Source organism: Rhizobium sp. AG855, assembly GCF_003610655.1.
Taxonomy (GTDB): Bacteria; Pseudomonadota; Alphaproteobacteria; order Rhizobiales; family Rhizobiaceae; genus Allorhizobium; species Allorhizobium wuzhouense.
Genome location: NZ_RAQG01000003.1, coordinates 621,703 through 635,805, shown reverse-complemented (window position 1 = coordinate 635,805; position 14,103 = coordinate 621,703). Strand labels below are relative to the sequence as shown.

The window sequence follows — 14,103 nt, the reverse complement described above, 5'->3', positions numbered from 1 at the left end:
TCCAAGCCATGGAACAGCGCGTCAAAGCCCTCGAAGACGATATGAAGCGGGTCCTGCAGGATACCGCCGAGATCAAGGGCATGCTGCGGGCAGCACCGTCCGCGATCGAATTTGGTGAGTTGAAGGGCCGTGTGAACAGCCTTCCAACCATGGGCAAGGCCGCCGCCATGTTGTCGATCGCGACGGCCGTGATCGTCATCCTCAACAACTGGGCCGCAATTCGCGGCTGGCTGATCGGCTAGCGCCTCCCCTCTACCTTGCCGCCCAGACCAGCCCCCGCCGCACAATCTCCCGCATCTGCGGCACCTCGAACTCCGCCGCCTGATGGCCGAGCGAGGAATAGAACACCCTGCCCTGCCCGTGCCGGCGTTTCCACACGACCGGGATCACATGCCCGTCGATCCAGCCATCGTGCTCGCCGGTAAAACGCGTCGTCGCCAGCACCTCGTTGTTGGGGTCGACATGCATGTAATATTGCTCGGAGCGATAGGGAAAATCGCCGATACCGGAGACGAGCGGGTCTTCGGGCTTCGTGATGTTGACCGTGTAATCATAGATATTGCCGGGATGGGCGACCCACTGGCCGCCGATCATGTATTGATACTGCACGCAATCGCGAAAGCTGTCGCCGGCCTGGCCGTGGAAGCCGCCGAGGCCGACGCCGCCGCGAATGGCAAGCTCCAGGTTCTCGATCTCGGGCTTTTCGATCTTGGTCATCGTCAGCATCGGCACGATGAGGCTGTAGTCGCGGATCGCGGGGTCGGCAAAGGCCGCCGTGCCCGGCTCGACACGGACGGAAAAGCCCTCCGCCTGCAGCATGTCGGAGATGAGGGCCGCACATTGTTCGGGCTGATGCCCGTCCCAGCCACCCCAGCAAATCAGAGCCTGACGCATGATGAAATCCTTTTTGAAATGACGAGAGGTCAGCGGCCGAGAAGGCCATCAATGAGCGAATCCGAGAGCGGCGCCGGCCGCTCGACACGGGTGGTGATGGAAACGGTTTCGCCCCGGTCGGAGGCCGTCTGGAAGGCTTCCATGACTTCGAGCACATGCAGAGCCAGATCCCCGTTCGCCCGGTGCGGGCGATCCTCGATAACAGCATGGGCCATGTCGGCCAGCCCCAGAGAGCGCCAGTTGCCCTCGGCATAAGGCAGGCTGACGGGTTTGCCCTGCGCCTCGCCGACAACAGGCAGCAGGAAGAGGTCGCCGCCGAAATGATTGGGATCGGGCACGATCAGCGTCGCCTCCGTGCCGTAGATTTCAAGCGGCGTATGGCGATGGCCGGCAACGTCGAAGCTCATCGAGATCTGCACCACGGCGCCATTGACGAAGGACATCAACCCCGTGACATGGGTCGGCACATGCACCGGGATCACCTCGCCCCGGCGCGGCTCACTGCCGATCTTTCGCGTGTCGCGCGCTTTGGTGGCAAAACCCGCCACCTTTGCGACCGGGCCGAGCAGGTTGACCAGATCGGTGATGTAATAGGGGCCCATGTCGAGCATCGGCCCGCCACCGACCTCATAATAGAAGTCCGGATTGGGATGCCATCGCTCATGGCCGGGGCACATGAAGAAGGCCGTGCCGCCGATCGGCTGGCCGATCGCTCCGTCATCGATGAGCGCCCGCGCCGTCTGGTGGGCGCCACCGAGAAAGGTGTCCGGCGCCGAGCCGATGCGCAGCCCCATGGCCCGCGCCACGTCCGAAAGCCGCTTGCCCTCGGCAAAGGTGACGCCGAGCGGCTTTTCCGAATAGACATGTTTGCCGGCTTCGAGCGCCTTCAGCCCCACCGCCACATGCGCCTTTGGCACCGTCAGGTTCAGGATGATGCGGATCTCGGGATCGCCGTAGAGTTCGTCGATCGAGCGCGCCGGAACCTTGAATTCGGCCGCCCGGCTCGCTGCCAGATCCGCATTCAGATCGGCCACGCCGCAAACCTTCAGGATCGGAAACTGCGGCAGGGTTTTCAGATAAGCACTTGATATATTACCGCATCCGATGATGCCGATGCCGACTTGCTGCATGATGGCCGCGTCCTCGCTCCCTGGTCTTGGTCTCACGCCCTGGGACGAAGGTGACGCCGTCACCCCTCCTCACCGTCCCGGCGGAAGAGCCGCAGACTGGTCGCAAACGCGACCGACGTCAACGCGCATTCGAGCACTTTTCCCGGAGAAGGCGCAACCGTGCGGACGATCGCGGCCGCCACCCTTCCCGGATTAACGGCCAGATCTGGGGATGCCAGATCGAGGGGGCGATCGGAAAACCTTTCGTTAAATTTTAGTGAATAGAATGGGCGGCCTGTAGCGAGGTTTTGTCATGCGTACCGCTCTTATTTCCGCCCTCGGCGTCATGCTGATGCTGTCGGCCTGTGCCAAGCCGCCATCCCAGACGCGCAATGCCTGCGCGATCTTCGAACAGCGCGATGGCCTGTTCAACAACTGGCGTCGTGCCGCCGTCGCAGCCGAGCGTGAATACGGCGTTCCGGTCCCGATCCTGATGGCGACGATCTACACGGAATCGAGTTTCCGCCACAACGCCAAGCCGCCGCGCAAATGGTATCTCGGCTTCATCCCCGGCAAGCGCGCCTCCTCGGCCTATGGCTATTCGCAGGCGCTCGACGGCACCTGGGACCGCTATCAGCGCGAAACCGGCCGCTGGGGCGCCCGCCGCACCGATTTCGCCGACGCCATCCGCTTCATCGGCTGGTATCACCGCGAGACGGCGGACAAGGTCAAGATCCCGCTCAACGACCCCTACAATCTCTATCTCGCCTATCATTCGGGGCTGACAGGCTATCTGCGCGGCGCCTACAAGAACCGCCCGGAAGCCTTGAAGGGTGCAAAGAGGTTTACCGAGATCACGTATACCTATGCACGGCAATTGCAGCAGTGCCCGGGGTGAAGTCGCAGTTTGTGAGGAGTTGAGCGTGGTGCGAGGGGTACCCCCCTCTGTCACTTCGTGACATCTCCCCCACATGGGGGGAGAGTGGCTGCCGGCGCTTTCGGTCTCCTCACGGAATAATCGGCTATCCGATTCACAAGTTCGCTCGATTGAGCCGAGGCGTATCCGCGCCCCGCTCTCCCCCCTCGTGGGGGAGATGTCCGGCAGGACAGAAGGGGGCGACCTCGCTCGACTCCAAACAACAAGTCCCTATCACACACAAAAAAACCTCCCCGCCGGGTCCCGACGGGGAGGTTTCAATCAAGCGATACCACTCAGATCAGTTGGCGCTCTGGATCGCCGAGATCTGCCAGAGCGTGCCGGGACGGCGGACGAAGGTCCAGATCTCGACGGACTCGGACGCAACATTCGGGTCACCCTCAACGACCGCATTGGTCTGGCGGTCGACCATATAGTCGACAGCCTCGTAACGCATCGCGACGGTGGCATATTCGGCCTTCTCTTCAGCCCAGCTTTCCGCCACGTCACCCTGCACGAGCTGCACGTCGCGCACGACGTTCTTCACGCCCTTGGTGGCGTTTTCGCTCAGTTCCTCGGCGAGATAGGACATCGCTTCCGGCGTGGTGATCCGGCGCAGCGTGCCATAGTCTTCGGCCGCAAAGGCCGCCTGCATGTCCTTCAGCAGCTGCTCGAAGCGCTCGAGGTCGCCCTGGGTGATGCCGAGTTCGTCCGGCTGGCCGGGACGGGCCGCAGAGGCCGCCGCTGCGGCACCGCCGCCACCGATCTTCGGGATCTGGAAGCTGGAGCGACCGGCATCGCTCTGGTTATCGCGGGAAAGCCCGCCCAGGCCAGGGAAGCCACCGATGCCGGAATTGCTGCCAGCTCCGGCGGAGGCCGGCTGGCGGTTGGCAAAGGCGCGCATGGCGAAACGCACCAGGAAGAAGATCAGCAGGCCCTGGAGCAGCAGGCCCAGGAAGCCGAAGCCGCCGCCGAAGCCGGTGCCCATCAGCATGCCGAACAGTCCGCCGAGCAACAGGCCGCCCATCAGGCCACCGGCCAGACCGCCGAACAAGCCGCCCGGACGGTTAAGCCCCGGCGTCGCCGTCTGGTTTGCGCCCGGCTGGTTTGCATTCGTGCGCGGCGTCATGGTGCGCTCGATTGGTGCGGCCGGAGCCGGCGCCGTGCGGGTGACCGCCGGCTGGTTGAACGTGCGCGTGCCACGGCTGCCGAAGCCGCCAGACGCGCGCCGGGCCTCGGCGAAATCGACGGCCACGAGTGTGACCATCATGCCGAGTGCCAGCGTCGCAAAGATTTTTCCGTAATTCTGCATGGGGAACTCCCCTCCTCCTCGAACGGTCGTGGCCCGGTGGGCCTTGCAGCCCATATGGAGACCGCCCGGCCTCTTTTGTAGGTCGGGCGGTCAATTATCCAGTGAAGTTCAAGTGATCGCGTCAGGCTCTCAGCCAGAACTTGATGATCAGGCCGACGACCGTGATCGACAGAACCCCGGCCGCCCAGAGGCCGACGAACCACAGCAGTCGGGATGCGAGTTCCCGCTTGTCCATCAGTGATAGCCCTCGTCCGGATTGAGCTTTCCGCGGAAAACCCAATAGGCATAGGCCGTGTAACAAAGGATCATCGGCACCAGCACGACCGCGCCATAGAGCAGGAAGGACAGGCTGGCATCGGGCGCAGCCGCCTCCCAGATGGTGAGCGAGGTGGGTACGATATAGGGATAGAAGGAGATTCCGATGCCGGCATAACCGAGCACGAAAAGCCCCAGCGCTGCCAGAAACGGCTGCACGTCGCGACCGGTTTTGAGCCCTGACACGATCAACCAGAGGCAGCCCAGCACGAGCGCCGGCACGACGAACGAGAAGACGATCGTCGGGTAGCCGAACCAGCGGTCGAGATAGGCCGGTTCCAGCCAGGGCGTCCACAGGCTGAACACGCCCATGGCCGCGACGGTGAGAAGGGCAAGCCGAAAGGCAAAGACCTTCGCCCGCTCGGCGATCTCGCCCTCCGTTCGCATGACAAGCCATGTGGCGCCGAGCAGCCCGTAGCCGATCAGGAGCGCCACGCCGGTTGCCAGCGAAAACGGCGTGAGCCAATCCCACCAACCACCGGCATAGGCACGGTTTTCGACCGGAATGCCCTGCACGAGCGCACCGAGCGCGACGCCCTGGAAGAAGGTCGCCACCACGGAGCCGCCGGTAAAGGCCCAGTTCCAGAGATGTTCTGCCCGTTTCGTGCGCCAGCGATATTCAAAGGCGACGCCGCGGAAGATCAGGCCGAGAAGCATGATGATCAGCGGTGCATAGAGGGCGGGCAGGATGGTCGCATAGGCGAGCGGGAACACGGCAAGCAGCCCGCCGCCGCCCAGCACCAGCCAGGTCTCGTTGCCGTCCCAGACGGGGGCAACCGAGTTCATCATCAGGTCCTTCTCATGCTTCTCCGGGAAGAAGGGAAAGAGGATACCGACACCGAGATCGAAGCCGTCGAGGATGACATAGGCGAGCACGGCAAAGGCAATGATGCCGGCCCAGATGAAGGGAAGATCAATGGGCATGCTTGCCTCCATGGTGACCGGGCTGGGCAGCCGGCGTGATGCCGGAGGAACGGATCGGGCCGTCGTCGAGATCCGGCATAGGATCGCGCGGCAGCCGTGCCATCAGGCGCAGGATGTAGAAGGTGCCGGCTCCGAAGACGATGAAGTAGACCACGATGAAGGCGATCAGCGAGGCAGCGACCGCAGGGGCTGCGATCGGCGAGACCGAGTCGGCGGTCAGCAGATGGCCGTAGACCGTATAGGGCTGGCGCCCAACTTCCGTGGTGATCCAGCCGGCGAGCACCGCGACGAAACCGGATGGACCCATGACAAGCGCCAGCCGGTGCATCCAGTGGTTCTCGTAGAGCGTGCCCTTCCAGCGACACCAGAGCGAAAACAGCCCGACGCCGAGCATCGCAAAACCGATCGCCACCATGACGCGGAACGACCAGAAGACGATCGCAACGGGCGGTTCCTTGTCGTCGGGCACCGTATCGAGGCCGGCGAGCGGTGCGTTGAGGTCATGCTTGAGGATCAGGCTCGACAGTTTCGGGATCTGGATCGCGTAGTCGATCCGCTTCTCTTCCGTGTTCGGGATGCCGAACAGGATCAGCGGCGCACCATCCGGATGGCTGTCGAAATGGCCTTCCATCGCCATGACCTTGACCGGCTGGTGTTCCAGCGTGTTGAGACCATGCGCATCACCGGCGGCAATCTGGATCGGCGCGACGATCGCGGCCATCCACATCGCCATCGAAAACATCACGCCGGCGCGGCGCGGCGCCGTCCCCTTCAGCAGGTGCCAGGCGCCGACGGCCCCGACGACGAAGGCGGTGGTGAGATAGGCGGCGATGACCATATGGGTCAGGCGATAGGGGAAAGACGGATTGAAGACGATCTTCCACCAGTCGACCGGCACGAACTGCCCGACCTCGTTGATCGCAAAACCATCCGGCGTCTGCATCCAGGAGTTCACCGAGAGGATCCAGGTGGCGGAAATCAGCGTTCCGAAGGCGACCATAAGTGTGGAGAGGAAGTGGAGCCCCGGGCCGACACGATTGCGGCCGAACAGCATCACGCCGAGGAAACCGGCTTCAAGGAAGAAGGCGGTCAGCACCTCGTAGCCCATCAGCGGCCCGATGACCGGACCCGCCTTGTCGGAGAACACCGACCAGTTGGTGCCGAATTGATAGGACATGACGATGCCGGAGACGACCCCCATGCCGAAGGCGACCGCGAAGATGGTCTTCCAGAAGTCGAAGAGTTCCAGATAGACCTTGTCCTTCTTCCACAAATAGAGGCCTTCGAGCACGGCAAGATAGCTCGCGAGACCGATCGAGAAGGCGGGAAAGATGATGTGGAAGGAGACCGTGAACGCGAACTGGATGCGCGCGAGGATCTGTGCGTCGAAGTGTTCGAACATGATGACTGCGTCCTTCGTTTTCGACCTTGCGCGCCAGACAGCGCTCAAGGTGACAGACGTCAAGTATAGCCTTGCACCCCAGGATCAATGCGACAAGCCGCCATGCGGCAGTTCAACGCATCAAATGTTCCTTATATGCGCCCTGCAATTCTCCGATTGTTCCAGAAACAAAGACGGCGCGGGTTTGATCCCGCGCCGTGCAATCTATCATGCGTGAAGCGCTTCCGCGCTCAGGCCTCAGTCGACGTTGAACACCAGTGGCTTGGCCTGCTTGACGGCCGGGTTTGCGGTCAGCTGGTCGAGGACGGCCTGATCGACCGGACCGTCAACATAAAGAAGCGCAATGGCGTCGCCGCCTTCCTTGTCGCGACCGAGCTGGAAGTTCGCGATATTGACCTTGGCATTGCCGAGCGTGGTGCCCATGAAGCCGATCATGCCGGGAACGTCGGTGTTGGAGATGTAGATCATGTTCTGACCGACATCGGCATCCATGTTGATGCCCTTGATCTGGATGAAGCGCGGCTTGCCATCCGAGAAGACCGTGCCGGCAATCGAGCGCGTCTGCTTCTCGGTCGTCACAGTGAGCTTGATGTAACCGTCATAGACGCCGGTCTTGTCGCGCTTCACTTCCGAAACGATGACGCCCTTTTCCTTGATCATGATCGGGGCCGAAACCATGTTGACGTCGGCCACCTGCGGACGGATGAGACCGGCGAGCAATGCCGAGGTCAGCGCCTTGGTGTTCATGGTCGAGGTCACGCCGTCATAGAGGATCTCGATTTCCTTGATCGGGTTCTCGGTCATCTGGCCGGCGAACGAGCCGAGCACGTCGGCGAGACGGATAAAGGGCTTCAGGATCGGCGCTTCCTCAGCCGTGATCGACGGCATGTTGATGGCGTTCGAGACGGCACCCTTCATGAGGTAGTCCGACATCTGCTCGGCGACCTGCAGCGCGACGTTTTCCTGGGCTTCCGTGGTCGAGGCGCCGAGATGCGGCGTGCAGACGACGTTCGGCAGGCCGAAGAGCGGGCTTTCGGTCGCGGGTTCGACTTCGAAGACGTCGAAGCCGGCACCGGCGACATGGCCGGACTTGATGGCGTCGGCGAGCGCCGCCTCATCGACGAGACCACCACGGGCGCAGTTGATGATGCGCACGCCGGGCTTCGTCTTGGCGATGTTGTCCTTGCCGAGGATGCCGCGGGTCTTGTCGGTCATCGGCACGTGAAGCGTGATGAAGTCGGCGCGCGGCAAAAGCTCGTCGAGTTCGACCTTCTCGACGCCCATTTCCTGGGCGCGTTCGGCCGACAGGAAGGGGTCATAGGCGATGACATGCATGCCAAGGCCGATCGCCTTCTTGCAGACGATGCCGCCGATATTGCCGGCACCGATGACGCCGAGCGTCTTGCCGGTGATTTCGACACCCATGAACTTCGACTTCTCCCACTTGCCGGCCTGGGTCGAGGCATCGGCCTGCGGCAGCTGGCGGGCAACGGCAAACATCAGGGCGATGGCGTGTTCGGCCGTCGTGATCGAATTGCCGAACGGCGTGTTCATCACGATGATACCGCGCTTGGAGGCTGCCGGAATGTCGACATTGTCGACGCCGATGCCGGCGCGGCCGATGACCTTGAGGTTGGTCGCAGCCGCAATCAGCTTTTCCGTCGCCTTGGTGGCGGAGCGGATGGCCAGACCATCGTAATTGCCGATGATTTCGGCAAGCTTTTCCTTGTCCTTGCCAAGCTTCGGCTGGAAATCCACTTCAACGCCGCGATCACGGAAGATCTGGACGGCGGTTTCCGAGAGTTCGTCGGATACGAGAACGCGAGGTGCCATGACGAGGCCTCCTTCAGAGAGTTCGTTTGAATGAGATGAGGAAATTTCGGGGCTCCGCCGCTGTGGCGGAGCCGAATTGATCAAGGATCAGGCGGCAGCCTTGGCCAAAGACGCCTTCTGCGTCTCATAGGCAAAGGAGAGCCACGGCATCAGGGCCGCCATGTCTGATGTCTCGATCGTCGCACCGGCCCAGATGCGAAGGCCAGCCGGCGCATCGCGGTAAGCGCCGATGTCGAAGGCGACACCCTGCTTTTCGAGCGTGCTGGCAATGCCCTTGGCAAAGGCCGCCTGGGCATCGGCATCGAGAGCCGTCACCTCAGGGTCGACGATCTTGACGCAGACCGAAGTGTTGGAGCGCGTCGCCGGATCGACGGCGAGATTGGCGATCCAGTCATTCTTCTCGATGAAGTCGAAGATCACCTTGGCATTGGCGTCGGCGCGAGCAATCAGGGCTTCGAGGCCACCGATCGACTTTGCCCATTTCAGCGCATCTACATAGTCCTCGACGCAGAGCATGGACGGCGTGTTGATGGTTTCGCCGACGAAGATGCCTTCGATCAGCTTGCCGCCCGAGGTCATGCGGAAGATCTTCGGCAGCGGCCAGGCCGGCACATAGGTCGTCAGACGCTCGACGGCGCGCGGGGACAGGATGATCACGCCGTGACCGCCCTCGCCGCCCAGAACCTTCTGCCAGGAGAAGGTGGTGACATCGAGCTTGGAGAAGTCCAGGTCCTGCGCAAAGGCTGCCGAGGTGGCGTCGCAGATGGTCAGGCCCTTGCGGTCAGCCGGAATGAAGTCGGCATTCGCCACGCGAACGCCCGAGGTCGTGCCGTTCCAGGTGAAGACGACGTCTCGGTCGAAATCGACGGCAGCGAGATCCGGCAGCAGGCCGTAATCGGCATTGAACTTGCGCACATCGGCGAGCTTCAGCTGCTTCACCACATCGGTGACCCAGCCGGCGCCAAAGCTTTCCCAGGAGAGCATGTCCACGCCGCGTTCGCCGAGCAGCGACCACATGGCCATTTCAACGGCACCCGTGTCGGAGGCCGGAACGATGCCGATGCGGTAGTCAGCGGGAACCTTGAGAATTTCGCGGGTAAGGTCGATGGCCAGCTTCAGCTTTTCCTTGCCGACCTTGGCGCGGTGCGAACGACCGAGCGGGGCATCAGACAGCGCTTCGAGCGACCAACCGGGACGCTTCGAGCAGGGGCCAGACGAAAAATGAGTGTTTGCCGGACGCGCGGCGGGGGCGATCACATCAGCCATATAGATACCCTTCCAGGTAATTAGCCTCTCGTTGGGGAGAGGTGTCCCGCCGTCGGAACTACTCTTGTCGCCGATGTCAGTCAAGCGGGTCCGCGTCGCGATGAGCAAAATTTTTGTTCCCTTCGCGCCAGGCCTCGGGTCGCAGCCCGAGCGCCTGACGATCACCCGCACGGCGGCTGTCATCAATCCGTCATGCACCAGGCGCAAGAGCGATGAACTGCCTGCCACCATGGACATGATCCAGATGCTTCCGCTGACCAGCACCATTCCCGGCCTCGTCTGGGCCTATCGCGTAAGCTCGGGCACGGGCTCGGAGCGCCTTCCTGCCGATTGTACAGCCCTCGACGCCCTTCCCGGCGATGGCTTCGTCTGGCTGCATCTCAACCTCGCCGACACCCGCCTGCCGAGCTTTCTCGAGCAGTTTCCCGGCCTTACTCCACCGGTGCTGTCGGCACTGACCACCCATGACACCCATGCTGCACTCGGGATCGACGAGGGGCTGCTCTACGGGACGCTGGTCGACTTCCAGCGGGAATTCGATTCGACCACCCGCGACATTGGCTGGCTGCACTTCGCGCTCTCGGAAAAATTCATCATCACGACCCGCCTGCAGCCGATCCGGTCGGTCGACAAGGTGCGGGCGGCCGTGGAGAAAAATGCCAGCCGCTATGCCTCCCCCCTGCAGCTGTTCGAGGTTCTGGTCGCCGAATTCCAGCGTGGGCTCATCGCCGTGGTGCTCGAACTGACCGAGGAGCTCAACCAGATCGAGGATCTGGTCTATGGCAGCGAGTTGCGTGACGAGCGCCGCCGCCTCACTCCCGTGCGCCGCCTGATCGTGCGGCTGCACCGCCATTTGCGCACCATGCTGCTGATCATGCGCCGTGCGGCGGCCACCGATGATGACGAAATGCCGGAGGGGGTCGAGGAAAGCCTGATCCGCCTGTCCGGCCGCCTCGAAGCCGTCGATCAGGACGTGCAAGCGCTGGCGGACCGCGCAAGGCTGCTGCATGAGGAACTCGATTCCAAACAGAGTGCCGAGACCAACCGGCATCTGTACATCCTGTCGCTGATGACCGCCCTGCTCCTGCCGCCGTCGCTCGTGACCGGCTTTTTCGGCATGAACACCACCAACCTTCCCTTCGCCGAAGGCCTGCACGGAACCGGTTATGCCTTCGCCTTCATCTTGATCTCCGTGATGTTGTCCTGGTGGGTTCTGCGCCGCACGGGCATCCTCTGACGGCAGAATGCAAAAAGGCCCCGTTTCCGGGGCCTTGGAAAGTTGGATCGGGGTGACCGCCTCACGGCGGCCCTGCCCTTCTTCCGATTATTTGTAGACGATCGGCTCGACCGGCGGTTCGTAAGCGACCGGCTGTTCGCAGCCACCGAAGACGTAGCGCGCGCCGGCATGGATGCCGTGGCTGTAGTAGCCCTTGTCGTAACCCGGACCACCATTGGAGGCGTAGCCGAACATGTCGCCGCCCAGCGTGTGGCGGAACTGGTAACCGATATCGGCCTTGACGTTGCAGGTCACGTCGATCGACGCACCGGCCATCAGCTGGTAGGCGAAGCGCCAGCTGCCCTTGCCGCCATGTTCGACCGTGGTGTCGCAACCGCTGCCATCGTCGGCGCAAGAGGTGTTGCGCAGCTTGTCCCACTTGACGTAGGAGCCGCCGATACCGGCGCCGACATAGGGCGTGAAATAGGCGTAGGAGCCGAGGTCGACATAGGCATTGGCCATCAGGGTATAGGCCTTCATCGAGGCAAGGTCGCTCGACGTACACGTGACGGCGCAGGCGCCAAACCCAGCCCCTCCGCCGGTCGTCGAACCATTGAAATCCGACTTGAACATGTAGTCGAAGGTCAGGTCGGTGCGCAGGTAGCTGTTGACCTGATAACCGACACCGGCGCCGACGGTGAAGCTGTCCTTGATCGAGGCCGTGTTGAACTCACCCACAGTGTCGTTCGAGCCCTGAAAAAACTCGGCGCCCCGCAGCTTGTTGAAGTTGTAGCCCAGATCGCCGCGCAGATACCAGCCGGAGGCTTCGGCAACGGTCACTTCCGGTGCATCGACATAAGCCGGCTGAGGTTCTGGCTGGTAAAGGTCGGCCGCATGCGCGACCGAGCTTGCCAGCAAGGCAGCTGCAGCGACTGCAAAAATGGTTTTCGTCATGGCAGGAGACTCCAAAATCCCAGCGTTGTCTCATCAGGCCGTCTGCTGCCTGACAATGTGAACTGACACAGACAATGGAGTGGAAAAGTTAAGTTCGGATTAACTACGGACGTTAACTATAGTCGTTCAATATCGGCCGGAAACGATACTTCAATCTGAAGCCCGAGTGACTGAAACATTGGAACAATTGAAGTGAAGTCAGGGACGCTGCCTCGGCGCGCGCTGCGGCAAGCCGGTGGCTCGTTTTGATACGCGTTCCGGGACGCACCGCCGCCTATTCGGCGGCGACGCCCAGATCGATCCGATCACCCAGCCCTGCAAACAACTCGACCGACCGTAGCCGCGCGTCGAGATCGTGGATCGGGGTGGAAACGATGACCTCGTCCGGCGCCACCTCGGCAAGCAGCGCATCGAGCTTGCCTGCGGCCGTATCCGGTGAGCCGACGATGGCATAACGCAGCGTGTGCTCGACACCGATCCGCTCGATCTCCGACCAGAAGCCATCCATGCTGTCGACCGGCCGCGGGAATGGCCGACGCACATTGCGCCGGAGATTGACGAACTGCTGCTGCGCGGAGGTGAAGAGGCGGGAGGCTTCATGATCTGTGTCGGCGACAGCCGCCATCACGCCCACCATCACATGGGGCGACTGCAGGCTATCCGACGGCTCGAAGCGCTGGCGATAGATTTCCACCGCTTCGCCCAGCTGATCGGGCGCGAAATGCGAGGCGAAGGCATAGGGAAGACCGAGCGCCGCCGCCAGATGCGCGCTGTAAAGGCTGGAGCCGAGCAACCAGATCGGCACATTGCTGCGCATGCCGGGCACCGCGAGCAGGCCATGGTCTTCGTTCGGCTCGCCGAGCAGGCGCTGCAATTCGATGACATCGTGCGGGAAACTTTCTGCCCCCGCATCCATGTTGCGCCTGAGCGCCCGTGCCGTTCGCATGTCGGTGCCGGGAGCCCGTCCCAGGCCGAGATCGACACGCCCGGGAAACAGCGCTTCGAGCGTACCGAACTGCTCGGCGATCACCAGCGGCGAATGGTTGGGCAGCATCACGCCGCCGGAGCCGATACGGATCGTCGAGGTCCCTGCCCCGACATGGGCGATCACGATGGCGGTTGCGGCGCTGGCAATGCCCGGCATTCCATGATGTTCCGCCAGCCAGAAGCGTTTGTAGCCATTGGCTTCCGCGACCTGCGCCATCCGGCGCGAGGCATCCAGCGCCTCGCGGACCGTATGGCCCTCGGCGATCGGCGAAAGGTCGAGAATGGAGAAATCGATCATGGCATCAATCCTGTGCTGCGCTCGTCTCTGTCATGTAGTCAACCGGCCACCGAGGCCCAAGAGGTGACGATAATAAATTATAATCACTTCGCATGTTTTCGCTTTGTTCACATTTTGCTGGCAGTGAACAGGCATTCCGACATAAGGTTTCCCATGACTTCCACGATTCGCATCATCGGCATAGACCCAGGGCTCCGTCGCTGCGGCTGGGGCGTCATCGAGACGCTGGGCAACTCGCTGCGTTTTGTCGCCTCCGGCACCGTCACCTCGGACGGTGACATGGACCTTGCCTCGCGCCTGTGCCAGTTGCATGACGGATTGGCCGAAGTCGTGCACACCTACACGCCCGACGAAGCGGCGGTTGAGCAGACCTTCGTCAACAAGGATGCGGTGGCGACCCTGAAGCTCGGCCAGGCCCGTGGCATCGCCATGCTGGTACCCGCCCGCGCCGGACTTCCTGTTGCGGAATACGCGCCGAATGCCGTGAAAAAAGCCGTGATCGGGGTGGGCCACGGCGAAAAGGCGCAGATCCACATGATGCTGAAAATCCTGATGCCCAAGGCCGAATTCAAGGGCAACGACGCCGCCGACGCCCTCGCCATCGCCATCTGCCACGCCCATAATCGCGGCGGTGATCGCATGCGCAAGGTCCTCGCCTCCGCCTGATTTGTTCTTGA

13 protein-coding genes are annotated in these 14,103 nt (G+C 62.4%); 4 read left to right on the top strand and 9 right to left on the bottom strand.

The window, feature by feature from the left end:
• The first annotated feature begins 8 nt into the window (after positions 1–8).
• Complete coding sequence (locus DFO46_RS03045; protein ID WP_120276290.1) at positions 9–242, top strand: hypothetical protein; 234 nt, start codon at positions 9–11, stop codon at positions 240–242.
• Between the two features lie 10 nt (positions 243–252).
• Here DFO46_RS03045 and DFO46_RS03040 read toward each other — a convergent pair whose 3' ends face one another.
• Together DFO46_RS03040 and DFO46_RS03035 are read right to left on the bottom strand one after the other, a co-directional pair.
• Entirely contained in the window at positions 253–894 is a 642-nt protein-coding gene (locus DFO46_RS03040) for a ThuA domain-containing protein (RefSeq protein WP_120276289.1), read from the bottom strand.
• Positions 895–923: 29 nt separating this feature from the next.
• On the bottom strand, positions 924–2,024 hold the full coding sequence (locus tag DFO46_RS03035) for a Gfo/Idh/MocA family oxidoreductase (RefSeq protein ID WP_120276288.1): 1,101 nt from the start codon (positions 2,022–2,024) through the stop codon (positions 924–926).
• Between the two features lie 292 nt (positions 2,025–2,316).
• On the opposite strand from DFO46_RS03035, the gene DFO46_RS03030 reads away from it, so the two are divergent.
• On the top strand, positions 2,317–2,901 hold the full coding sequence (locus DFO46_RS03030) for a transglycosylase SLT domain-containing protein (RefSeq protein WP_110791783.1): 585 nt from the start codon (positions 2,317–2,319) through the stop codon (positions 2,899–2,901).
• Positions 2,902–3,220: 319 nt separating this feature from the next.
• Here the strand turns inward: DFO46_RS03030 and DFO46_RS03025 are convergent, their stop codons facing one another.
• The 5 genes from DFO46_RS03025 to DFO46_RS03000 all read right to left on the bottom strand — a co-directional run bounded on the left by DFO46_RS03025 (position 3,221) and on the right by DFO46_RS03000 (position 9,971).
• A complete protein-coding gene (locus tag DFO46_RS03025) occupies positions 3,221–4,231 on the bottom strand; it encodes a TIM44-like domain-containing protein (protein ID WP_120276287.1) in 1,011 nt (336 codons plus the stop codon).
• Positions 4,232–4,465: 234 nt separating this feature from the next.
• Entirely contained in the window at positions 4,466–5,470 is a 1,005-nt protein-coding gene (gene cydB / locus DFO46_RS03020; RefSeq protein WP_120276286.1) for a cytochrome d ubiquinol oxidase subunit II, read from the bottom strand.
• On the bottom strand, positions 5,460–6,872 hold the full coding sequence (locus DFO46_RS03015; protein ID WP_120276285.1) for a cytochrome ubiquinol oxidase subunit I: 1,413 nt from the start codon (positions 6,870–6,872) through the stop codon (positions 5,460–5,462). Before DFO46_RS03015 ends, cydB begins: the two co-directional genes overlap by 11 nt.
• Positions 6,873–7,109: 237 nt before the next feature.
• Entirely contained in the window at positions 7,110–8,705 is a 1,596-nt protein-coding gene (serA, locus tag DFO46_RS03005) for a phosphoglycerate dehydrogenase (protein WP_120276283.1), read from the bottom strand.
• Positions 8,706–8,792: 87 nt separating this feature from the next.
• Positions 8,793–9,971 (bottom strand): phosphoserine transaminase, encoded by a 1,179-nt coding sequence (locus DFO46_RS03000; protein ID WP_120276282.1) that lies wholly within the window; start codon positions 9,969–9,971, stop codon positions 8,793–8,795.
• Between the two features lie 229 nt (positions 9,972–10,200).
• On the opposite strand from DFO46_RS03000, the gene DFO46_RS02995 reads away from it, so the two are divergent.
• Positions 10,201–11,208, top strand: a complete 1,008-nt coding sequence (locus tag DFO46_RS02995; protein WP_120278114.1) for a transporter — start codon at positions 10,201–10,203, stop codon at positions 11,206–11,208.
• An 87-nt stretch (positions 11,209–11,295) separates the two neighbouring features.
• Here DFO46_RS02995 and DFO46_RS02990 read toward each other — a convergent pair whose 3' ends face one another.
• Together DFO46_RS02990 and DFO46_RS02985 are read right to left on the bottom strand one after the other, a co-directional pair.
• Positions 11,296–12,141, bottom strand: a complete 846-nt coding sequence (locus DFO46_RS02990) for an outer membrane protein (RefSeq protein ID WP_110791771.1) — start codon at positions 12,139–12,141, stop codon at positions 11,296–11,298.
• A gap of 274 nt (positions 12,142–12,415) precedes the next feature.
• On the bottom strand, positions 12,416–13,426 hold the full coding sequence (locus DFO46_RS02985; RefSeq protein ID WP_120276281.1) for an LLM class flavin-dependent oxidoreductase: 1,011 nt from the start codon (positions 13,424–13,426) through the stop codon (positions 12,416–12,418).
• A 153-nt stretch (positions 13,427–13,579) separates the two neighbouring features.
• Here DFO46_RS02985 and ruvC point away from each other — a divergent pair, with 153 nt between their 5' ends.
• Positions 13,580–14,092, top strand: a complete 513-nt coding sequence (gene ruvC / locus DFO46_RS02980) for a crossover junction endodeoxyribonuclease RuvC (protein WP_110791767.1) — start codon at positions 13,580–13,582, stop codon at positions 14,090–14,092.
• Positions 14,093–14,103: the final 11 nt, after the last annotated feature.